The following is a 21609-nucleotide window of genomic DNA, read 5'->3' on the forward strand; positions in this document are numbered from 1 at the left end:
ACCATGTTCCGCCAGTTGCTGAAACGCCGTGGACTGCTCTTCGCCTTTCTTCTGCTTCCGCCGTCCGCCCTTGCGGCCCCTGCGGGAAGCGCGGAAAAATCCCCTCGAATTGAAGTAAGCTCCCCCTGCGACAAATTCCCGCGCAATTCCATCTCCCCAGCCCGTGTCCTGATAGAAAACGTCCCGAACGGGAAAGACACCCATACCTTTGAATTCCAGACTTTGTGGAACGACAACAGCAGGCAGAGGTATTCCTTCTCCGTTCCTCCGGGACAAACGCGGCAGGCCGTCATCTATCCGTCCATGACGGACATCCAGCTCTTATACCGATACCGGAATTCCGTGGATGAATCCATCAGCCTGTTCGCCGTCAGTGAAGACGCGCCCTTCTTCGCCGTTCTTCAGGAAAAAACGCCGTCCGAATGGAATATGTTGTCCCACAGTCCCTTCAACGCGCAGGTGAATACCTTTGACCTGATGGACTGGCCGGCGGACTACCGCATGTATGCAGCCCAGAACTGCATCATCATTCCTGAAAAGCTATATGCGTCTTATCTGGACGAGCCCCACAGGAAAGCTCTCCGCCAGTGGGTGCTGGGGGGAGGGAGCCTCTGGCTCATTGGGGACCGGGGGAGGAAAATCACCGCCGCCCCTCTGGGCCGCGGTCTTATTCTTCACGTACCTTCCCTGGAAGGAATGACGGACAAGGAAAAGGAAGCGGCACTCCTCAAGCTGAAAACTGAAACCAAGGATATTTTTCCCGTAAAGGTTGACGGATATTACGACACGCCTTTTCATCCGAAGACGCCGGATGCCTTTCCCTACTTTTTCACCACCCCGTCTTTCCTGCTCGGCCTTATTCTGGCGGCCTTTGCCGTACTGGTGGGACCGGTCTGCCTGCTGCGGTGGGCTCCCGTCGGCAAACGGCAGCGCCTGTTCATCCTGATTCCCTCTATTTCCCTGGGTATTTCCATTCTTTTGGCGGCCGTCATCCTGATCGGGGACGGAACGGGAGGACGCGGGAGCCGTGCCGTGCACATCCTGGTCAACCCGCAGGACCATACGGGACTGATCACCCAGAGCCAGGTCTGCCAAACTCTTATTCTGACGAATAATGAATTCACGCTCCCGGAAGACGTCCACCTCCAGGGCTGCCGTCTGGAGAAGGAAAAATTCCAAACCTTCCATGCAAACGGATATGCCCGGGAAAAACTGGAAAACTACTTGCGGGAGGGGAATTTGTGCAGCGGCGGCTGGTTCACCAGCCGATCCACCCTTGAGCACAGGCTGACGCGTCCCATCACCACCAGGGCGGCCGTTACCGTTATTCCCATGCCGCAGCCGGACGGAGCGCCGGTCTTGCAGAGCACCTTCCCGGGCGCCCTGTCCAACCTCATTTACCGCGACGCCTCCGGAACGTACTGGCGCATTCCAAACCTGCCGCCAGGAGAAAGGAAGACAGCCGTCCGGAGTGAAAAAATACCTTCTGAAACACCGCCTCCGGGCCATTTCCACGCGGAAATGATATCCACGGAAGGAGAATTGGGCCCCATTCCCACCCTGGACTCCATCAAGTGGGAAAACACCCGCATCACCGTCTCCGGCCCCGCCGCCGGAAACCAGCCCCTCCCCCAACAGCCATGACAGAGCCCATTTTGCTTGAAGTTTCCGGACTGTCCAAATCCTTTGACCAGGTTAAAGCCGTCAGCGGCGTCTCCTTCCAAATCAGGAAGGGGCAGGTCGTAGGCCTGATCGGCGCCAACGGTGCCGGAAAGACGACCACCATGCGCATGCTCGCCACTCTGGAACTCGCCGACTCCGGAAGCATCCTGATCAACGGCATTAACGCCGTGGACCATCCCAACGAGGTGCGTCCTCTGATCGGCTGGATGCCGGACTACTTCCATCCCTACAAAAACACCAGCGTCCGGGAATACCTGGACTTCTTCGCCAGGGCATACGACATTCCGGGCAGCCGCCTGCTTTTCGCCGTGGATGAAGTGCTGGACTTTACGGAACTGGGAGAACTGCAAACGCGGCTCATCAACAAGCTCTCCAAGGGGCAGACCCAGCGCCTGTGCCTGGCGCGCACCCTGGTCAGCGATCCCGAACTCCTCATTCTGGACGAACCCGCCGCCGGGCTGGACCCAAAGGCGCGCATGGAATTCAAAAACCTGGTGCATCTGCTCAAGGCCAGGGGAAAAACCCTGCTCATCAGCTCCCACATCCTCTCCGAACTGGGGGAAATGTGCGACTCCCTGATTTTCATGGATGGAGGTTCCATCGTCCATGACGGCGACAAAAGCTCCCTGTTGCACCATCAGGAGGAAACCGGCTGGCCCTTTGAAGTGAAAATCGCCGGAGAAAACACCGCTCCTCTGGAAGAATGGATGGCCATTCATCCCGGCTGGAAAGTGCGTTCCGTGCAGGAAAACGGCGTTACGGCCACTTTCTCCTCCTGTGAGCCGGAGCTGGTCGCCAGGGAACTCAGGCAGCTCTGCGCAGACCTGCCCGTCATCGAGTTCCACCGCAGCGAACGCCGGCTGGAAGAAGCCTTCGTCGATATCCTGCTTAACAAGAATAAAAAACCGGACTCCGCGTCCGGACAAACCGTCTCTCCCTCCTCATCCGCCTCATGAGCACGCCCACTACCCCCTCCCCGGACTTTCCGTCATGGTTTCCCTCCGCCCTGGTCAAGGAGTTGCGGCAAGGACTGCGCACGCTTTCCTTCATTCTGCTCCTCAGCCTGTTCCCGGCGGCGCTGGCCCTGTTCTTCCTGTTCAGCTTCATTCCGGACCCCACCGGCGACGGAACTCTTATCAGTTCGGGCGTCTGCAACAGCATTTTCTGGACCTTCCTGATATTCGTCGTAGCGGGAGCCATTCCCTTCCGGGCACTCTTCTCCATCAGGGAGGAGCTGGAATCCCGCAACAGCGAACTCCTGCTCCTTACTAGGCAGACCTCGGGACGCATCATCATGGGCAAGTGGGCTTCCTTCATGGCGCAGGCCCTGCTCATCATTTTCATCTGCCTGCCCTTCGCCTTCATCAGGTACTATTACGGACAAATCAACCTGGTGCAGGACCTGACGGCCATCTCCTTCATCTATCTGGCCTGCGGCATTCTGACGGCATTCTGCCTGTGGGCGTCCGCACTGCCGCTGCTCCTGCGCCTGGCTACCATGGGCCTCCTCTTCCTCATTTGCAGCACGGGCCTCTCCCTGTTCAGCTCCGGTCTGGAAATCAATCTGTTCAAGGACGGATTCGGGATGGGGCTGCTGCGGACAGCCGTCATTCTGACGGACGTATTCCTGGTCATCCGCACCCTGCTCATCCTGGCCCAGCGCTGGTTCGCTCCCATTGCGGAAAACACCTTCGCCCCCCTGCGCAAGACGCTCCTGCCTGTCTATGCCTCCACCATCGTATTCATGCTCTTGATTCTGGACTCTCCTTCCCTGGTGAAATCCATCGCCACCGTCCACCTCATTTTCCTGTGGCTCTACAGCATCTTCCTGATCGTCATCGAACTGACGACGCCCTCCTCCCTGCTCCCCATTCATGTGCAGCAGATGGATGAAAAGCCGGCGAGATGGTTCCAGCGCCTGTTCTTCCTGCCGGGGATGCCCGGAGTCTTCTTCTTCTCCATCCTGACAGCCTTTCTCATTGGCATTTCCGGCTATCTCTTCCATCTCATGGAACATCCCACAAGCTCTGGAAACGGAATCCAGTCGATTCTGTTCATGATCTGCCTGACCATCTTCGGGTGGTATGCCGTCGTCATGCCGGCCCTTGTGCTGAAACCGGCCTGGAAAAGGCTGAAAAACAATACGCTGCTCGTCTATATCCTTTTCTGGAGCATTTCCTCCTTCTTCCTGGTTCTTCTGATATCCATGGAAGGTTATCTGCCCCTCCTGCCCGGCAGCACCTTCTTTGCCCTCCTCAGCAAACAGGAAATAGCTACATTCGACACGTCCGGCTTCTTCATCTTCTTTGCCCTGCTGGAACTGATGGCGGCTTTCCTGATGATGGGACTGAGCAACGGAGAATGGTTTGCCACCCTGAAAAAATCCTTGAATTCCCGCCAGGGCGGAGAAAAACAGGAAGACGGAGCGGAACAGCCCTGACAAAAGCCGCCTGAGCCGCGACCACGCCGAAATTTTTCCCCGCCATGTTCATGGAAAACGCATCCCCTTCCTCCACAGGCATCCGGCAGGAAGCCGAGCAGGCGGCCCGGCGCTTCCGCCTGCCTTTTTCCCGCCAGGCGTGGAAAGGGGTGCAGGGCGGCTGGGCGGGACGGGAAACCGGCAACTCCATAGACTTTCAGGACCACCGCGCCTACCAGTGGGGGGACGATCCGCGCGGCATCCACTGGGCGGCCTACGCCCGGACCGGCCAGCTCACCATGAAGGTTTATCAGGCGGAATTGTCGCCCCTGGTGGACATTGCCGTGGATGTTTCCGAATCCATGTTTCTTTGCGAAGAACGGGCCGCGGCAACGGAGGCCCTGCTGCAATTCTGCATGCTTTCCTCCCTGCAGGCGGGCGCGCAGGTGCGGATGCACGCCGTCAAGGGGCGGCACGGCATTCCGCTGGAAATGGAAGACGTCCACTCGGGCCGCTGGCGCGCCGGACTGCCGGAGCTGCCCGCGGATGAAACCATGCCCGTCCCCGCCTTCTGGCGCGCCAACGGCCTGAAAATATTCATCTCCGACCTTCTCTATCCGGGGGAACCCTCCGCCCTGCTGGCTCCGATGACCTCCCGGGGCGGCCTGTCCCTGATCCTGGCCCCCACTCTGCCGGAAGAAGCCGTACTCCCTGAAACCGGCAATGTCCACCTGAAGAATTGTGAATCCGGCGCCATCCGCAACCAGTACATATCCTCCGGCCTGTCCAGGCGTTATGCCCGTGCCTATGCCGTCCACTTTGAACTATGGGCCGCGGCCTGCCGGCGGCACCAAGTCCTCTTCTCCCGCATTCCCTGCAACCTGCCTCTGACGAAAGCCCTGGCGGCGGAAGCCTTCAGTGGCGGGGCCGTGGAGCTCGCCTGATTCCCAACGTCCGCCTTCTTTCTCCCCATGCTCCCTCATCTCACCAACACGGCCGGCCTGTGGGCGCTCCTGGGAATACCCCTCATCCTTGCCATCCACTTTCTTCAGCACAGAACTCGGGTACGCCTTACGGCCACCATGTTTCTGCTGGAATCCCTGGCCCCGGAGGCAGCCACGGGAAAGAACTGGGACAGGCTGCGCTCCTCCCGCGCCCTGTGGCTCCAATTGCTCGCGGTCCTGTTGCTGGCATGGGTGCTTGCCGCGCCGTGCTGGGTCCGGCAGGATGCGGAGCAGACGGTCGTCTTCATCATGGATGACTCCGCAAACATGTACCCTTTCCGTGAAGAAGCCGTTCAGGCCGTGGCCGAAGACATGGAAAACATCGGAAAACAGGGCATCCCCACCACCTGGGTTCTGATGGGAAGCCGCCCGGCGCGCCTGCCCTTCTACCGCGGGAACAACAGGAACGCCGCCCTCCAGGCCCTTTCCCGGTGGATGCCGGACGCCGCCACCCACGACCTCTCCGAATCCCTGCGTACGGCAGCCTTCATGGCCGGAGCCGGCGGGCTCACACGCCTGGTTACCTGTACCCCGGAACGGGTTCCTGCCGGCCAGCCGGCCCGCGGCGTGGGCAGGCCGCTTGACAACGCCGGATTTGCGGGCATCACGCACATGGAAGGGCCGGGAGAGCCGCGTTGGAGAATCGCCGTAAAAAACAACTCTGCCGCCCCTGTCCAGAAAACCGTCTCCGTCCGCGCGGGAGATGTGGCTCAGGAACAGTCACTGACGCTCCATCCCGGCGCCGTCGCGGAATTTGAATATACTCTGCCGCCCGGCTGCGGCACGGCCGTGCTCCGTCTTGCGCCCGATGCCTTCCCGCTGGACAACGTTCTGCCGCTGGTACGCCCCGCCCCCAAACCGGTCGCCGTGGAAATGCAGGTTCCGGAAAAAACGGCCGATGTTTTCCGGAAAATCTATTCCGGCCTGCCCGGCTTCTCCTCCGGCTCTTCCACGGATTCCACGGCTACGCTCCGCATCTTTGTTGAAGACAAGGCAGACGCCCACCGGCCTCACGGCGCGGCCATCATTCTGGGGCGCCCGGCGGAAAAATCCTCAGGAATACGTACCGTGACGGCGGAACGGCATCCCCTGACGGACGGCCTGAACTGGAGCGGGCTGCTTGTGCCCGGCACCGGAAGCATGGCTCCGGGGGAAAACGCTACGATGCTGCTCTGGCGGGAAAACACCCCCCTGGCGTGGCTGGAAGAAGGCGCTCTCTTCCTCAACTGGTCATGGGAAGACTCCAACGCGGACCGTCTGCCGGCCACCGTGCTGATGGTGCGCCGTTTCATGGAAGCCGTTCAGGCCCGCGCACCCGGCGTCACCACGGGCAACCTTCCCGGAGGAACGCGCCTCCGTCTCCCCGGAGGCTCCCGGATCATCCACACGGCGCCGGACGGGGAGCGGAAAGAAGAGCCCTTCTCCGGGCGCCTGCCGGAAGAACCCGGCTTCATCGACATTACCGGGACGCCTGCGGAAACGGCTCCTCACTTCCACGGGGCCGTCTGGTTCTCCGACGCCCGCATGGGCGACTTCTCCCACTGCTCCACTTTTGACAGCGGACTACAGGACCTGAAACAGGAAACGCGGCGGCATCTCGCGCCCGACCCTCTTGCCCCCCTGTGGCTGACCCTGGCCGGACTGGCCCTGATGGCCTCCTGGATACCGTCAACCCCCAACACCCTCCGGCGCCCATGATTCAATTTCTCTCTCCGGAATGGTTCTTCCTGGTTCCCCTGCTGGTTCTGGCAGGCTGGAAATACAAGCGGCTGCGCCTGGCTTCCCCGGTGCGCCTGCTGATCCAGGCCGTGCTGGTTCTGGCGCTGGCCCAGCCCGTGATAACCAGGGGCGGAAGCGACATGGACCTTTGGGTGCTGATCGACCAGTCCGGCTCCACGGACGGGGCCGCTGCCGCGGACGCTCCGGAAATCCAGTCCATTCTAGAACGCAGCAAGCGGCCGGGCGACCGCATCCGGCTGGTGGACTTCGCCCGTGAAGCCGTACTCCGGGGACAGGGGGACCCTGTTTTCAATGGGGGCCCCTCCAATACATGCATGGCGGAAGCCCTGGCCTATACCCTGGCACAAATGGAGCCGGACCGCGTCAACCGCATCCTGATGGTCACGGACGGCTGGCCCACCAGTCCTCTGGACACCACGCCGGAACAGCTCCTCCGCGCCAGGGTTCCCGTGGACTACCGCATGATCTCCGTCAACCGGGAGGCGGACATCCGCATCGATCATATCAAGGCCCCCGCGCGCATCCGTCCGGGGGAAGCCTTTTTGCTGGAGGTCGCCATCGCCGGGCCGCCCGGTTCCGGGGCCGTGGTCCCCTGGAGGATAAGCAGAAACGGCGGAACACCCCTGACGGGACAGGCGGTTCTGGTTGACGGAAAAGCCGTCGTACGGCTGACAGACCGCCTTTCCACTCCCGGATGCGCAGCTTATGAAGCATTCATCTCCCCTCCCGGCGATCCCGTGACGGGCAACAACCGGGCGGAACAGCTTGTGGAAGTAACGGGAGGCAGCAAGGTACTGCTCCTTTCCGGCTATGACCGGGACCCGCTTGTCCCCTTCCTTGCCGCACAGGGATTCGACGTTCAGCGCCCGGCGGATCCCCTGCAGCTGGACTCCGGCCACCTGTCGGGAGCCGGCCTGGTAATCATCAACAACCTCAGGGCCTCCGCCGTCTCCCGGAAATTCCTCCATGCCCTGAACTACTATGTGCGGGAACAGGGCGGCGGCCTGCTCATGGCCGGAGGCAGGCAAAGCTTCGGTTCCGGCGGCTACTTCTCCTCCCCCGTGGACGAACTGCTCCCCGTCTCCATGGAACTGAAAAAGGACCGGGCCGGCCTCCTCACTTCCATGAGCATCGTCCTGGACCGTTCGGGGTCCATGTCCATGTCAGCTTCCGGAGGCAAAACCAAGATGGACCTGGCGAATGCCGGCGCCTGCCAGACCATTCTGAACCTCGCGGATGAAGACTTCATCTCCGTCCACGCCGTCGACAGCTCTCCGCACGCCATTGTGGATATGAGCCGGATAGGCCCCAACCGGGACCAAATGCTCCGCAGCGTCTCCCGCATCCAGTCCATGGGCGGCGGCATCTTCGTGGGGGAAGGGCTCAGGGCCGGATGGGCGGAACTGCAAAAAACACAGGCGGGAACCAGGCACCTGATCCTCTTTTCCGACGCCGGCGACTCCGAAGAACCGGACGACTATAAAACCACGCTGAGCGAAATGACCCGGGCAGGCGCCACTGTCAGCGTCATTGCCCTGGGAACGGAAAAAAGCCAAGACGCCGAACTGCTCAAGGAAATAGCCGAATTGGGACAAGGCCGCATCTTCTTCTGCGACCGCCCGGGAGACATTCCCGACATCTTCACGCAGGAAACCATCTCCGTGGCCCGGGCCGCCTTTCTGGAGGAACAGACGCCCCTGCACGGCACGGCCGGATGGAACCAGATTGCCGCGGCACAGCCGGACTGGCCCCGGACGATAGACGGATACAACCTCTGCTACCTGAGGGATGAAGCCACTGCCGCCTGCATCTCCGCCGACAGCTACCAGGCTCCCCTGATCTCCTTCTGGAACCGGGGGGCGGGACGCGTAGCCGCCGTCGCCTTTGCGCTGGGCGGCCCTTTCGGGCAGTCCGTGCAGAACTGGGAGGGATACGGAGACCTGGTCCAGACCCTCTCCCGCTGGCTCAACAGACAGGACGCGCCGCCGGGCTATTCCGTGCGTACGGAAACCGTCGGAGACCGCCTGTTCGTCCACCTCTATTACTGCGAAGAAAACATCCCGCAAATAGCGCGCCAAATGCCTGAAATCTCCCTGGAACTGGCAGGCCGCGAAGGCTCCCGCACCATTCAGGGCATCTGGGAGCATCTTCAGCCGGGAGCCTTCCGGTGCAGCTTCCCCCTGCCTCCCGGAACTACGGCGCGCGGAGCCGTCCGCATAGGAGGGAAGGCAATGCCTTTCGGCCCCGTCAACCAGAATCTGGACCCGGAATGGGCCATGTCGCGCCCGGCCCGGCAGGCCTTTCTGGACATGGTGCAAAGGTCAGGCGGCCGGGAAAGGCTGGACCTGCCCTCCATCCTGAACGAACCGCGGCCCACCTCCCGCCTTGACCTTCAGCCCTTCCTGCTGTGGGGGCTCCTGGTCCTGCTTGTCACGGACGCCCTGCTCACGCGGACGGGGCTTTTACCGGGTACAAAACGCGCCGGGCGGGAATCCGCGGAATAACACCAGGCGGCAAGCCCGTCACTTGAAAATTCCTTTCAACGCGGACTGTTCCCGGGGCGTCAGGTTCTCCGACCAGACCGCATCCCCGCCGCGGGCGGGCTGCGCGGCACGGCCGCCGCTCTCCATGCCGCTGCTGCCCTCTTCCGGAGAAGGGGAAGAAACCTCTACTCCCGCCACAGAGCCCAGGGCGGCATGCTCCAGGTCTTCGTTATTCACCCGGTGTCTCCGGGTTCCCAGCTTCTCCCGCTCTTCCGTCCGAAAAGCCAGCGGAGCGTCTCCACGGCCGCGGGAAATCCCCATCTGCCCGGGCAATACCCCTTCTCCCGCGTTCCGACAGACCGGATCATCATCCGGAGACGCCACGCGGCACTCCTCGCACATCTCCTTCAACCGGGAGGAAGCATGCTTCAATCTTTCCTGCAGTCGGCGAAGAGTTTCCGGATCAATCCGGCGGGAAGAAGCGGAAGCCAGCTCATTCAACCGGGATTCCATCGTACTATCCATCCGCAAGCCAGAATGATCCAGGCCTTCCATGGCGGCACGCAACGCCTGTACAGCCTCCTGCATCCCCTCCCGGTTCTGCGCGTTGGGGGCGCCGGACATCGCCAGCGCCTCATTCGTCTGCTGCAAACGGCCGCCCAATTCCTGCATGGCCGTTCCGATCTTGTTCCTCAAGGCATCCAATGCCTCAAGCCCTGCGTGGGAATACATCTCTTCCCGGGACATCTGCTTCAAAGCCTCCAACTGCTCACGGAACGGCTCCACGGACGTTTTTTCCACTTCCTCCATCTTCTCTATTTCATCCAACGCGGTCTCCGCCTGAACAAGAGCTGGCGGAACATCGGGAAGGGTCGGCCTGATCTCCATCTGCGGCAAGGGAAGAAGCGCCCCGCACCAGGCCAGGGCCAGCCCTGCGGCCATCCACGCCAGCGGACTCCAGGAACGCACCCGCACCACGGAACCACCCTGCCGCACCGTACAGGCAGGCATTCCCTCATCCCCCCATTGCACTCCGGCACTCAACGCCGCATTCAGTTCAAGCTGTTCATCCATCAACGCAGCCGCATCCCGCAGGCTGAACATGCGGCCCTGGAGAACCCGCCAGCCCCAAAACACCAGAAACATCAAAGCCGCTAAAACGGACGCCTCAAACAGCCACGGCAACTCCATCCCCATCCGGCGCCCTCCATACCAGATAAGCCCCAGCACCACTCCGGCCACAAAACAGGGAATGCACAAGGCTTCCGCCACCATCACGGCATTCACCAGACGCCGCAGCCGCAGAGCGCGCACCATCCCATTCTGTCCCTTTGCCGAATGCATAGTCACACATGTACTCAAAAATCAACTTCCCGGAAAGAGAAAAGTACAAATCTCCTCCCACTCAAAAAATGCGGGAAACAACCGTGTAACCGCTGAATACGAACCATGTTTTACAGACGGATAAAAATATTGCCGGGATTCATGCCCGCATGGGACGGTTCCCTATTAACGAAGAGGATTCCAGCCCAGAAATATTCGGGATCAAATGGTCATCATGAAAGTCGTTATCATCAATACGGCTTTTAAAATTTCCAGGAAAAGAAAATTTAAACTTCTCTATTGTTCTATTATTATTTCTGAAAAAAGTAAATGAGCGTTTTCAGAAATAAATTCTTTTATCATACAAGCATTCTTATTAGCAATTTCTTTTGAGGGATATGTAATCGTCTGGAACAACGGGACATGAATATTCCAAGGAGGGAATTTTCCTTTCCGGCGTATGATGATTTCACCTTTCAGAAAACTTCCTCTGGGTGAATCATATATTTCCAAGACAAGTCCTACTTTTTTATTTGCCAACCGACTTTTCCTGGAGATAAAGGCACCAATAAATGAAAATTGACCGCTTCCAAAAATGACTTTGCTTGAATACAAGTTATTTATAGAAGGAATCCCTGTAAAACAAACAGCACTTATAAAAATCATCAAAGGAAGAACCTCCAGACAATTGGCAGCATACTCCAAACCTGCAAAAATTGCGTAAATACAGTATAATGTTGACAATAAAAAACCGAGAAAAGGAATGAAAAACAATCCTGTTAGAAGGATTTTCCTCCACCAAGGTTCATATGACAACCTCTCAACCGTTAGAATTCCACCATCCAACGAAAAGGAAAGCGAGTAGCTTCCACGAGTGGAAAGACATTTATCCAAACCAAGTCTCCGTGTCATGCCAATTTCATATTAATAAAGAATACGGTGATTTACGGTATTTTTAGTAGGACGGGATAGAATAATGTCCCCAGATTTTTTCCTGGGCAATTACAGTTTCCACCTTTTTACATAAATCTGTGATATAGGAGTCCTACATGACACAGGCACCTCATGCAACACTTTCCTGTAACGAAATCTTGGCCGCCTCCCTATTGCCTGTTCTTAAACTCCTGCCGTTGAACCTTCATCACAGAATCGAGTTTCACAAGGAAAGATTTAGAAAAAATACCATGATAAAACTTATTACGATTTTCATTAAGATGAGAAACTATCGTCCTGCGGTATTTGCTCCATTGTACAGGCCCCGTTTTTTAAAGGAAACCGATAATATTTCGCAACGCCATGCCTGAAAGCAACTTTCCAATACAGAATAGCAACTGAAAGACACAACAAACCTGTTATCCAAAGCCTTCCGACAGGAATATCATTCATTTTCAAAAGGAAAAAACCATAACAATCTTTTAAGAAGGCATACAGCAATAGAATAAGAGGAATACCAAGATACCATTGGCAATTACGAGCAATAAATTGAAAAAATTGGTCACGTTTCAGTATTCTCCCGTTAACATCTTCAGGATCAGTGGAAAGTATTGTTTCTCCGTCTTTCTCTAATAATACAAACGAAGGAATGTCCGGAATAGGATCCCCAATGCAATTATGAGAAGGAGTCATTTCATTTTGCAAAAAACCTTCAATTGGTCTCATTGCATTCCATATCAGACATAAAGTAAAAATACACCATTGTTTTTCTAAAGGCATGTTAACAATTATATTTTCATCATTTTCATTTAAAAGACGAGAACGTCTGTAATACCCGCAAAAGGAGGCAAACACAGCGTCATTGCTTACAAGCAATGTTTCCCGGTAATTCCTAAATTTATTTGCATCATCATAAGAACATCCTTGAGTTCTAGCCCACAAAAATCTACGAGCACTATCATCCTGTATGATCTTTAAAAACCCCAATTTGGGATCTTCAAATTTAATTTCCCCATAAGAAATATATTGTGCAATATTTTTCCCGTTGAGAATAATATTCCCTTTGCCCCATGGCATAAAGAGCTTATTTACCCATTGGATGGAATCACTCATTGATTTCCGTATATCAACTTGAAGCTCCGAAGATTCTATAGATATATGCACACGGCATCTCTGAGGAAATGCTTCTACGGAATAATGACCACAAACAGACCCGTCCATTTTCAATAATGATCCATTGAGCGTTCTTTTACCAAGTACAAATTCATTTTTTTGATCTTGAAATACGCAGCTGAAAATACTCATACCTTTAATAACAATTTTATAAAATTTGAGGTGTCCAGAAATTAGGAAATTTAGAAGAATTTCCCCTAAATTAACACTTAAAGAATTAGAGAAAAAAATATATATACACAGTAGCGCTTGCCGATAAAGTTATTTCTGCTGTCTAGGATCTAGATTTTCCTCCTTGAAAAATCCGACATTGCTTATACGATAATTTAATGGATCCCTTAACTTCGGCACCAACAGAAATGTCAAATCAACTATCTTTTAGGGAAGCTTTGGCCCCTAAATAATATAAGATTCCACACTTCCTGTAATGTACACTCGTCCCGTAATAGAACATTCAGGGCATTTAGCTATATCAACAGATCCATCAATACCGATTTTAGCAGTATCTCCTACAGTAGCACCTGCTCTCAACCTAGCTTCCATACCTCTGATATTAATTTGTTTATCTATACTGGAAACACTAATCCCTATATCATATTCGCCATTTACATCAACATTAAACTTTGACGTATTAGGTGCGAAAATGAGATTCATGCTAAAATTCACTCTTCCTCCAAAAGAAAATCGGCCATCTCTCATAGGACCTAGCGGGGCACTTTTACTAAATTTAGGTACATAGTAGTACCTTCTCCATTTTCGAACTTCACAGGCCTGTTTTCGGCGTTGTAGGAGACGTTCCAGATGCCGGTGGAGGTTTTCACCTTCGTCTGGTTGCCGTCCTCGTCGTAGAAAGGGATGAAGGATTCGTCGCCATTCTTAACGATACCAGCGTATTGGTTGAGATCATTGGTCGTATAATCCGTAGTATCGCCGAATTCAAAGGAGGTCTTGCGGTTCCCAATGTTATCGTATTGATAGCCGAATCGGCCACCGGGACGAAGCTGGTCGCCAATCAGTTCACTGCGGCTGTTGTAGACACCGTCTTCGGTATTTTCAACACCATAGGCGTATTCCTGAACAGGCAAATTCAAGACGGAAGGCTCGTCATCGCAGGCCAGGGTTTGCTTCACAAGGTTGCCGAAAGCGTCGTATTCATAGAGCGTAGGAGCCATGGAAACGGCGTCGGCGCCGGAACCCGTGTCGCGCCCGGTGCGCACGATCTGACCTTCCGCGTTGTATTCACTGCGGTCATAGATAAAGCCGGAAGTGGAGGGAGTCACCTGGGCAACGATTTGCCCGAAACCGTTGGTCAGGGTCTGGGAGAGAATCGTCGAGCGGTCAGCCAGATAGACGGTTTCCCTCAGACAATTGCCGTCGAGATCGTAGGAGTGGTGGATTTCGCGCTGTCCGTGCCGTACTCGTGCATGATGCTGCCGTCGGCGTGAGTTCGGTGACGAGAATAGCCCCGGCGGGTGTCGTGACAGTGGTCGTTAGTCCGTCTTCGCTGTAGGCCGTAGTCCATACTAGAGAATCCGGCGGAAGCTTTCTATCCTGATATAGTTTCTTCAATTCTTCTCCTGAATCGGACTGTGGAGGAAGAGGCAGTAGCTTGGCACTGGAAATAAACCATTCAAAAGCGTCTTCACAGGGACGCCATTAATCCCATCCTTCTGTCCAGACATAAGACCCGGGAGGAAGAGTCCGCTGATGATAGAACCCTTTTAGCTCGTCTTCGGAAAAAGGTCCTTCCTGTGTGCTGCCTGGTCGAGCAAGGTAAGCCGGGCGTTGGTGTTATTGCTGAACTCGCGCATGGCGACGAGCTGTTCCTGTTTGGTTGAGTGTGTTGTTGATGTGGACATCATGATTCGATTTAATGGTTGGTGGTTTGATTCCGGGATGCCTGATTCAACGCACTTCGACGCCTGATGCAAAGCTTGCACAAGGGACGGGCATGAGATTGCCGTAAACGCCGGACAATGTCGTCAGGAGCCTCCCGGAAGCGAATACCGCAGTCCGTACAGATGTTGGGCATCATCTGTTCCATCAGATTGCGGGGCGGGCAGGGACGGTCATGCAGGAGATCCCGGTAAATGGGATGATCCCTTCTTCCTCCCGGTTCCATATCCCTGAGGTATTGCAGCAAACAACGCGCCAGATACCCCGGCATGACGCGTGGACGCAAATCGCGACGCTGGACACAGGTAAGATTGTGACCGAGGGCATCGCGGAGTTTGCGGGGGAGATACGACCAGACATAGCGCCCGGGCGTATCGGGCGGGTAGAATCCCGCCGGAGGCTTGTACGAAGCAAACGGGTATGGCAGTACTCCCTTTCTGGCTGCCTCCTGCATCTCTTCTTCGCTACCTTGCCGGGCAAAGGGAGACAGACCGAAAGTCAATGTCATGAAGAGCAGGACGGACAGGGAGTAGGTATCGTGACTACGGGTACGGAGGAAGTCTCCATAATTGCCGTGGAATTCAGGAGCCCGGAAACGTTCCGTCCCGACGGAACAGGGATAGTCTTCGACCTGGAAACTGTCGGCATCAATCCAATGGACAGAGCCATCAGAAGAAACCATCACATTGCCGGGATGAAGATCGCCTAGAATAACACCGTAACGGTGCAGAGTATGGACAGCTTCCGATAAATTCAGGCATAGCCTGGTCAGATCGTAACGAGTCCATGAGGGGAATTGTTTCTTCAGCAGCTCCGCATGAAACGCAAAAACCCCGAGCGGAACACCGTCCGCCCGGGGCATCAGAACGCCGACAAAACGCCGCAGTTCGTCGTACAGGATCTCGCGCGGCCACGCCACGCACGGTGAACGAATGGGGCGGGAACACATGAGCCGAAGCTTCTGCTCGCGCCAACGTGTCCGTTGGTTCGGATGGTAGAGCTTGGCAACGAGTGGTGTTTCTGATGCTGAATGAACCGCAAAGACCGATCCTTCACCGCCTTCCGCGATGGGTTTTTCCAGAACGATTCGTTTCCCCTCACCTGAAAACAGGACATCCCCGGTCGAGTACTTCCCGCCATTGCCGCAGAGTTCTTCATCCAGCCGTCTCACCTGATGGCGGAGTGCATAGAATGGAGTCATGGGTGCATGACGGCAGGTAATAAGCCGTCATATATAGATGACGCGAAGGGAATAGATTTTTCAATTATGATTGATGAAATTATTTAGTTGGTATATTTTATCAATCGTAAGGAGAAAAAATGACGACTCTTATTCCGCGCCCCCAGTATACCGAACGCATTGCTCCGTTTATCGGCAAGAACATCATCAAGGTTCTTACCGGGCAGCGTCGTATCGGCAAGAGCTTTATCCTGCGTCAGGTGATGGAGGAAATTCGCAGGAAGGAGCCGGAGGCGCACATCATTTCCATCAACAAGGAGCTGGAGCAATTCCGGGATATCCGTACCTATGAGGATTTGTCACATTATCTGGAACCTTTGCTGAGCAAACCGGGCCCCCATTACCTGTTCATCGATGAGGTACAGGAGATTGAGGGCTTCCAGTTCTGCCTGCGCAGCCTGCTGGCCGAGGAGAAGTGCGATATTTTCTGCACTGGCAGCAATGCCCAAATGCTTTCGGGGGAACTGGCGACTCATCTGGCCGGACGGTCCGTAAGTTTCGATGTTCACAGCTTGAGTTACCGGGAGTTCCTGACCTTCCATCGTCTGGAAACCGGGCAGGAGAGCCTGAAAAAGTATCTGACGTTTGGCGGTATGCCTTATCTGGCCCATATCGGGCTGAAAGCCGATGTTCCTTTCGAGTATTTGCGTTCCGTTTATTCCACCATTCTATTGAAGGATACGGTGGCCCGGGAGAAGATACGCAATGTGCATTTTCTGGAAGATCTCGTGACCTATCTGGCCGACAATATCGGCAATCTGTTTTCAGCCAACAATATCAGCAAGTTTCTGAAGTCGCAGCGGGTGGATCTGTCTCCCCAGGTGACGCTGAATTACCTGCGGGCCCTGAGCAATGCCTATTTGATTCACCGGGTTTCCCGCACCGAGGTGGGCGGCATGAAGATTTTCGAAACGGGAGAAAAGTTTTACTTCGAGGATATCGGCATCAGCCATGCCATCCGGGGCTTCAATTTCCGCCGGGATGTTCACAAGGTGATGGAGAATGCGGTTTACCTGCATCTGATTCAGCAGGGGTATTCCGTCCATGTCGGGCAGCTGAAGGAGCAGGAGATTGATTTTGTCGCCGACAAGTCGGGAGACAAGCTCTATGTTCAGGTGAGCCTGAATGTCGCCGACGAGAAGACAGCCGCCCGGGAGTTCGGGAATCTGCTGGCCGTTCAGGACAATTATCCCAAGTATGTGGTGACGCTCAATGATATGATTCTGGGCGACAATCAGGAGGGCATCCACCACATGAATCTGGAAGAATTTCTGTTGAAGGAATGATCGAGACAATCATCAGCTGGCAGTCAAAACCGGCAAAACACCGCAGTTCATCGTACAGGATTTCGTGCGGCCACGCCATGCACAGGTAACGAATGGGCCGGGAACACACCAGCCGAAGCTTCTATTCGCACCATCGCATCAGTTGCGTTAGATGATAGAGTTTCGCTACAGAATAAGTTGGTGGTGACCGCAAGCACTCGATCCTTCACCGCCTTCTGCAATAGATTTTCGCAGAACAATTCGTTTTCCTCAACCTGAGTATAGAACATCCCCGGTTGAGTACTTCCTGCCATGGCCGTAGAGTGTTTCATCCAGCCACCTCATCTGATAGGAAAAAATGCAGATAGATGCAAAACAACACAATATATTGATATTGTATCAATTATACATAATTCGCCAGATTTCCGTTTTACAAAACGGCCATACGGGCCGTTCATTGTGCAATCTTTATGACAAAAACTCCTTGTGGAATAAGGGTAAAAACAGCCCGAAAGTGTACACACTTTGTACACAGATTGGGGCCGTTTCATGAAATTTGCACGAACTCCCCCTGAAACAAGTAACCCCTTCCAAGCTGTTAACTTAAAAGGGGTTATATGGTGCGCCCGAAAGGACTCGAACCTTCACGGGGTTGCCCCCACTAGAACCTGAATCTAGCGCGTCTACCAATTCCGCCACGAGCGCACATGGTTTGGTAAGAACGGGAGTTATTATGCACAGGAAGGCCTTCTTTGCAACCATTTTCCCGTGTATTCGGAAAAATATTTTTACGGCCGGCTTTTTCCGTTCCCTTCCATGGCGCCCGGAAAACGATATAAGGACTTCTCAAATCCTTCCGTATGCAGTAGGCTTCCGACGGCATTCAGAGGGCACCATTTTCAGATTTGTGAATGAGAACAGGGAAAAACCGGTTTTAAACCGTTTCGAGATCATGGAACTGGCGTTCGGCATGTGCACGCTGGGCGCCTTGATGTGGCTTCTGTGGCTGAACGGGTTTGACGCGATTCACGAAGACCAGGTTTCCCTGCGCTATTTCCGGGAGATTCTTTCTCTGCTGGTCCTCGGGCAGCTGGCGGGAGTGATCGGAATTCTCCGTGAAAAATGGCTCTCCAAGACCATTCGGAATCCGCGCTGGGTGGAGCTTGGCATGGGGCTTCTCATTCTCGTCATGCTGATCGGGAATTATTCGAATTCCGCCTTCTTTTCCAGGATAGAGCTTCAGAATATTTTCCGTGCGCTGTGCCTCTGCTATGGAGCGGCTCCGCTGCTGAACCTGAAGGAGTATTTTTTCCGCATTGCCCGCAGAAAGAGGGGATTCCGCATGCCGCGCATCCGCCCTGCCCTGCTTTTCCTGATTACCCTGATTGCTTTCATTGCGCTGGGGGGAACCCTGCTGATGTCTCCGGGCGCCACGAAGGAAGGCATTTCCCTGTCCCCCACGGACGCCTATTTCATCAGCACCAGCGCCGTGTGTGTGACCGGCCTGGTTCCCCTGAACGTTCACGAGCATTTCACCAATTACGGCCAGACCATTCTTCTGGCCCTGTTCCAGATCGGCGCGTTCGGGATTATGACATTCACCTATTTCGTCTCCCTGATGGTGGGCCAGGGGCTGACCCTGCGCTCCAAGGTAACCATCAGCAATCTTCTGGACGAGGAGGGCATCACCCAGGTGGACCGGTTCATCAAGAATATCATTGCCGTCACGTTCGGCGTGGAAGCCCTGGGAGCCGTCGCTCTTTATTTTTCCTGGCGCGGCATTCCCGGACTGGAAGGGGATACGCTGTGGTGGTACGCCGTGTTCCATTCCGTTTCCGGCTTCTGTAATGCGGGTTTCAGCCTGTTTGCCGACAATCTGGCTACGCCGGACGTGGCTTACAACATGGGAGGGCAGATCACTATCATGGTGATGGTGTTGTGCGGGAGCCTGGGCTTTGCCATGTATCTGGAAATTGTCCGCAGGGCCAGGGTAGCCCTGGGTTGGGACCGCCGGGATACGGTCAGCCGCCACTGGTCCACGTACAGCTGGCTGGTGGTGCGCATGACGGCGGCGCTGGTGCTGGGCGGCGGCCTCGTCCTGTTTCTGATCAAGATAATCGACGGAAGCGTGTTCAATTCTTCCGACCCCTGGTACTGGATTCTGTGGGAGAGCCTGTTCAACGCCACGGCGCGCACCGCCGGATTCAATATTTCCGATATGGCGCTCAATAGCGTGCCCTATGCCCTGTTCCTTTCCGCACTCATGTTCATCGGCGGAAATCCCGGTTCCACGACTGGGGGCGTGCATACCACCGCCTTTGCCGTTTCCTGCGGAGAGGTGGCGCGCATCCTGCAAGGGAAGCAGGACGTCGTGATGCACAGGCGCCGCATTGCCCGCAGCGTGGTGGAACGCTCCGTCATCACCGTCATTCTGGCCGGGGCATGGGTGGGCATGATGACGATGGTCATGTGTTTCGCGGAGCCGGGCCTTTCCCTGGAACGCCTGTTTTTCGAGGTGGTCAGCTCCTTCGCCACTGTCGGCTTTTCCTGGAACGTCACTCCGGAACTCAGCGATGTGGGCAAGTGGATCATCGTGTTCAACATGATCGTGGGGCGCGTGGGCATGGTCGCCTTTGTGCTGGCTTTCATGAAGCAACCCTCCAAGTCGCCCATCCGTTATCCGGAGACTAGGCTTCCCCTGAGCTGACGTGCCGTCAAACATCCGTTTACCGCGTCATACACGGATGACAAACGCAGTTCCCTCTTGAAAATACCCGGTTTGCATCAACAATGCCGGACTCTCCGCGCCTGGCCCGGCAAACAGCAATAACGGCAGGCCTTCTTGTCATGAATAATCCTTCCACCGTTTCCTACCGCAAAATCTGGCTCATGTCCTATCCACTCATGATCAGCCTGATCATTGAACACATGATCGGGCTGACGGACGCCATCTTCCTGGGACGCGTGGGAGACGTGGCCCTGGGAGCCTGCGCCCTCGGCGGCGTATATTACATGGCCATGTTCATGCTGGCGTTCGGATTTGGATTCGGGGCTCAAATCATCATCGCGCGCCGCAACGGGGAACGCAGGTACAACCGCATCGCGCCCACGATGATCCAGGGCTGCTATTTCATGCTTGCCCTCGCGCTTCTGCTTTTCTTCGCCTCCCGGTATCTTTCCCCATCCATCCTGCGCCATGCCATCGAATCTCCGCAGGTGTTCGGAGCCACCATGGAGTATCTGCACTGGCGTACTTACGGCGTTTTCTTCTCCTTCCTGTGCGTGATGTTCCGCTCCTACTACGTGGGGATCACCCAGACGAAGATCCTGACGGTCAATTCCATTGTGATGCTGTTGAGCAACGTCGTCCTGAATTACTGCCTCATCTTCGGCAAGGGCGGTTTTCCGGCGATGGGCGTGGCGGGGGCGGCAATCGCCTCCAGCGTGGCAGAAGCCGTTTCCCTGGTCTTTTTTATCATTTACACCGGCATCACGGCGGACAAGAGGAAGTATGGTTTCCGCAGGGCGTTCACGTTCCGTCCCCAGTTGCTAAAGGGCATGCTGTCCATCTCCGGCTGGACGATGGTGCAGTCCTTCCTTTCCGTTTCCGTCTGGTTCATTTTCTTCCTGGCGATTGAGCACCTGGGGGAACGGCCCCTGGCCGTCACCAATATCGTGCGCAACATAGCGGCCATGCTCATCATGATTATCAGTGCATTCGCCACTACAGCGGGGGCTTTGATCAGCAATCAGATCGGGGCCGGGGAACAGCGCTTTCTGTTCAAGACCTGCAGGATGACGCTGAACCTTGCCTATGCCCTGCTGATTCCCCTCCTGATTGTCCTGTGCCTGTTCCCGGAACCCATCCTCAGGATTTTCACGGACAATCCCTCCCTCATCACAGCAAGTATTCCTTCCGTGTACGTCATGGCTACTTCCACCTTGATTTCGGCACCCGCCTTCATTTTGTTCAATGCAGTTTCCGGCACGGGAAACACCAGGGCGGGATTCGTGATGGAAATGATCACGCTTGCCGTTTATACGGCTGCCGTTTATTACGGCGTTATCGTGCTTAAGCCGGATGTAGCTCTGTGCTGGTTTTCCGAACATATTTACGGGATCGTCCTTATTTCCCTGACATGGTGGTACCTCAAGAGCGGCAGATGGCGCGGCAAAAAGGTTTGATGGCAACCTGGCTTCCTCGATTCCCGGAAAATGATAGAAGACGGATGTGCCCTGTTCAAACGGGTATAACAAGATATTAAGCTCCTGTTTGCATTCCTTGTACTTCCGGGTTGCCCTGCACGCCGGAAATCAGGTGACGTATGCATTCCGGGCGACAGAAAATCCTCCCTATTTTCTGTGCATCCATGTGTTCACCGATGATTGGGCAACTGAACACAAGGAATGGGATTTTGACGACGGAGGCGGCAATCCCGTTGCTTATGAT

At 55.3% G+C, this 21609-nt stretch carries 16 protein-coding genes and 1 tRNA gene; 9 read left to right on the forward strand and 8 right to left on the reverse strand.

Annotation, left to right across the window (positions count from 1 at the left end; genetic code table 11):
* Window positions 1-3 precede the first annotated feature (3 nt).
* Genes V3C20_RS02130 through V3C20_RS02155 form a run of 6 tightly spaced genes read left to right on the forward strand, consistent with a single transcriptional unit; the run spans window position 4 to window position 9350 of the window.
* Window positions 4-1644 (forward strand): hypothetical protein, encoded by a 1641-nt coding sequence (locus V3C20_RS02130; protein WP_153812531.1) that lies wholly within the window; start codon window positions 4-6, stop codon window positions 1642-1644.
* Window positions 1641-2639: an ABC transporter ATP-binding protein gene (locus V3C20_RS02135; protein ID WP_130083108.1), complete on the forward strand. Its 999-nt coding sequence runs from the start codon at window positions 1641-1643 to the stop codon at window positions 2637-2639. The genes V3C20_RS02130 and V3C20_RS02135 overlap by 4 nt, the downstream gene beginning before the upstream one ends.
* Window positions 2636-4123 carry a hypothetical protein gene (locus V3C20_RS02140; RefSeq protein WP_130083109.1) on the forward strand — a complete coding sequence of 496 codons (1488 nt, stop codon included), beginning with the start codon at window positions 2636-2638 and terminating at the stop codon, window positions 4121-4123. The genes V3C20_RS02135 and V3C20_RS02140 overlap by 4 nt, the downstream gene beginning before the upstream one ends.
* Window positions 4124-4167: 44 nt before the next feature.
* The gene (locus V3C20_RS02145; RefSeq protein ID WP_130083110.1) at window positions 4168-5046 is read left to right on the forward strand and encodes a DUF58 domain-containing protein; all 879 of its coding nucleotides are present in this window, start codon (window positions 4168-4170) and stop codon (window positions 5044-5046) included.
* A gap of 27 nt (window positions 5047-5073) precedes the next feature.
* Window positions 5074-6804: a BatA domain-containing protein gene (locus tag V3C20_RS02150; RefSeq protein ID WP_130083111.1), complete on the forward strand. Its 1731-nt coding sequence runs from the start codon at window positions 5074-5076 to the stop codon at window positions 6802-6804.
* Window positions 6801-9350: a VWA domain-containing protein gene (locus V3C20_RS02155; protein ID WP_130083112.1), complete on the forward strand. Its 2550-nt coding sequence runs from the start codon at window positions 6801-6803 to the stop codon at window positions 9348-9350. Before V3C20_RS02150 ends, V3C20_RS02155 begins: the two co-directional genes overlap by 4 nt.
* Before the next feature lie 18 nt (window positions 9351-9368).
* Here V3C20_RS02155 and V3C20_RS02160 read toward each other — a convergent pair whose 3' ends face one another.
* The 7 genes from V3C20_RS02160 to V3C20_RS02190 all read right to left on the reverse strand — a co-directional run bounded on the left by V3C20_RS02160 (window position 9369) and on the right by V3C20_RS02190 (window position 15855).
* Window positions 9369-10673 (reverse strand): hypothetical protein, encoded by a 1305-nt coding sequence (locus V3C20_RS02160; protein ID WP_149873754.1) that lies wholly within the window; start codon window positions 10671-10673, stop codon window positions 9369-9371.
* A gap of 276 nt (window positions 10674-10949) precedes the next feature.
* Complete coding sequence (locus tag V3C20_RS02165; RefSeq protein ID WP_130083114.1) at window positions 10950-11564, reverse strand: hypothetical protein; 615 nt, start codon at window positions 11562-11564, stop codon at window positions 10950-10952.
* A 297-nt stretch (window positions 11565-11861) separates the two neighbouring features.
* Window positions 11862-12890, reverse strand: a complete 1029-nt coding sequence (locus tag V3C20_RS02170) for a hypothetical protein (protein ID WP_130083115.1) — start codon at window positions 12888-12890, stop codon at window positions 11862-11864.
* A gap of 264 nt (window positions 12891-13154) precedes the next feature.
* On the reverse strand, window positions 13155-13412 hold the full coding sequence (locus V3C20_RS02175; protein ID WP_130083116.1) for a hypothetical protein: 258 nt from the start codon (window positions 13410-13412) through the stop codon (window positions 13155-13157).
* 50 nt (window positions 13413-13462) lie between these two features.
* Window positions 13463-14038 (reverse strand): hypothetical protein, encoded by a 576-nt coding sequence (locus tag V3C20_RS02180; RefSeq protein ID WP_130083117.1) that lies wholly within the window; start codon window positions 14036-14038, stop codon window positions 13463-13465.
* A 441-nt stretch (window positions 14039-14479) separates the two neighbouring features.
* Window positions 14480-14620: a hypothetical protein gene (locus V3C20_RS02185; protein WP_153816355.1), complete on the reverse strand. Its 141-nt coding sequence runs from the start codon at window positions 14618-14620 to the stop codon at window positions 14480-14482.
* A gap of 8 nt (window positions 14621-14628) precedes the next feature.
* Window positions 14629-15855, reverse strand: coding sequence for a hypothetical protein (locus V3C20_RS02190; protein ID WP_130083118.1), 1227 nt, complete (start codon window positions 15853-15855; stop codon window positions 14629-14631).
* A gap of 119 nt (window positions 15856-15974) precedes the next feature.
* Here V3C20_RS02190 and V3C20_RS02195 point away from each other — a divergent pair, with 119 nt between their 5' ends.
* A complete protein-coding gene (locus V3C20_RS02195; RefSeq protein WP_130083119.1) occupies window positions 15975-17180 on the forward strand; it encodes an ATP-binding protein in 1206 nt (401 codons plus the stop codon).
* A gap of 597 nt (window positions 17181-17777) precedes the next feature.
* Here V3C20_RS02195 and V3C20_RS02200 read toward each other — a convergent pair.
* A tRNA-Leu gene (locus tag V3C20_RS02200) sits at window positions 17778-17864 on the reverse strand.
* 202 nt (window positions 17865-18066) lie between these two features.
* Here V3C20_RS02200 and V3C20_RS02205 point away from each other — a divergent pair.
* Window positions 18067-19866: a potassium transporter TrkG gene (locus V3C20_RS02205; RefSeq protein ID WP_161981209.1), complete on the forward strand. Its 1800-nt coding sequence runs from the start codon at window positions 18067-18069 to the stop codon at window positions 19864-19866.
* Between the two features lie 140 nt (window positions 19867-20006).
* The gene (locus V3C20_RS02210; RefSeq protein ID WP_130083122.1) at window positions 20007-21344 is read left to right on the forward strand and encodes an MATE family efflux transporter; all 1338 of its coding nucleotides are present in this window, start codon (window positions 20007-20009) and stop codon (window positions 21342-21344) included.
* Window positions 21345-21609 lie beyond the last annotated feature (265 nt).

The organism is Akkermansia sp. RCC_12PD (genome assembly GCF_036417355.1).
In the GTDB taxonomy this organism is placed as follows: domain Bacteria; phylum Verrucomicrobiota; class Verrucomicrobiia; order Verrucomicrobiales; family Akkermansiaceae; genus Akkermansia.

What these genes read in the sequence shown, in the direction of transcription:
- V3C20_RS02130 (WP_153812531.1), top strand. Translation starts at nt 4, where the DNA reads ATGTTCCGCCAGTTGCTGAAACGCCGTGGACTGCTCTTCGCCTTTCTT.
- V3C20_RS02135 (WP_130083108.1), top strand. Translation starts at nt 1,641, where the DNA reads ATGACAGAGCCCATTTTGCTTGAAGTTTCCGGACTGTCCAAATCCTTT.
- V3C20_RS02140 (WP_130083109.1), top strand. Translation starts at nt 2,636, where the DNA reads ATGAGCACGCCCACTACCCCCTCCCCGGACTTTCCGTCATGGTTTCCC.
- V3C20_RS02145 (WP_130083110.1), top strand. Translation starts at nt 4,168, where the DNA reads ATGTTCATGGAAAACGCATCCCCTTCCTCCACAGGCATCCGGCAGGAA.
- V3C20_RS02150 (WP_130083111.1), top strand. Translation starts at nt 5,074, where the DNA reads ATGCTCCCTCATCTCACCAACACGGCCGGCCTGTGGGCGCTCCTGGGA.
- V3C20_RS02155 (WP_130083112.1), top strand. Translation starts at nt 6,801, where the DNA reads ATGATTCAATTTCTCTCTCCGGAATGGTTCTTCCTGGTTCCCCTGCTG.
- V3C20_RS02160 (WP_149873754.1), bottom strand. Translation starts at nt 10,673, where the DNA reads ATGCATTCGGCAAAGGGACAGAATGGGATGGTGCGCGCTCTGCGGCTG.
- V3C20_RS02165 (WP_130083114.1), bottom strand. Translation starts at nt 11,564, where the DNA reads ATGACACGGAGACTTGGTTTGGATAAATGTCTTTCCACTCGTGGAAGC.
- V3C20_RS02170 (WP_130083115.1), bottom strand. Translation starts at nt 12,890, where the DNA reads ATGAGTATTTTCAGCTGCGTATTTCAAGATCAAAAAAATGAATTTGTA.
- V3C20_RS02175 (WP_130083116.1), bottom strand. Translation starts at nt 13,412, where the DNA reads ATGAATCTCATTTTCGCACCTAATACGTCAAAGTTTAATGTTGATGTA.
- V3C20_RS02185 (WP_153816355.1), bottom strand. Translation starts at nt 14,620, where the DNA reads ATGATGTCCACATCAACAACACACTCAACCAAACAGGAACAGCTCGTC.
- V3C20_RS02190 (WP_130083118.1), bottom strand. Translation starts at nt 15,855, where the DNA reads ATGACTCCATTCTATGCACTCCGCCATCAGGTGAGACGGCTGGATGAA.
- V3C20_RS02195 (WP_130083119.1), top strand. Translation starts at nt 15,975, where the DNA reads ATGACGACTCTTATTCCGCGCCCCCAGTATACCGAACGCATTGCTCCG.
- V3C20_RS02210 (WP_130083122.1), top strand. Translation starts at nt 20,007, where the DNA reads ATGAATAATCCTTCCACCGTTTCCTACCGCAAAATCTGGCTCATGTCC.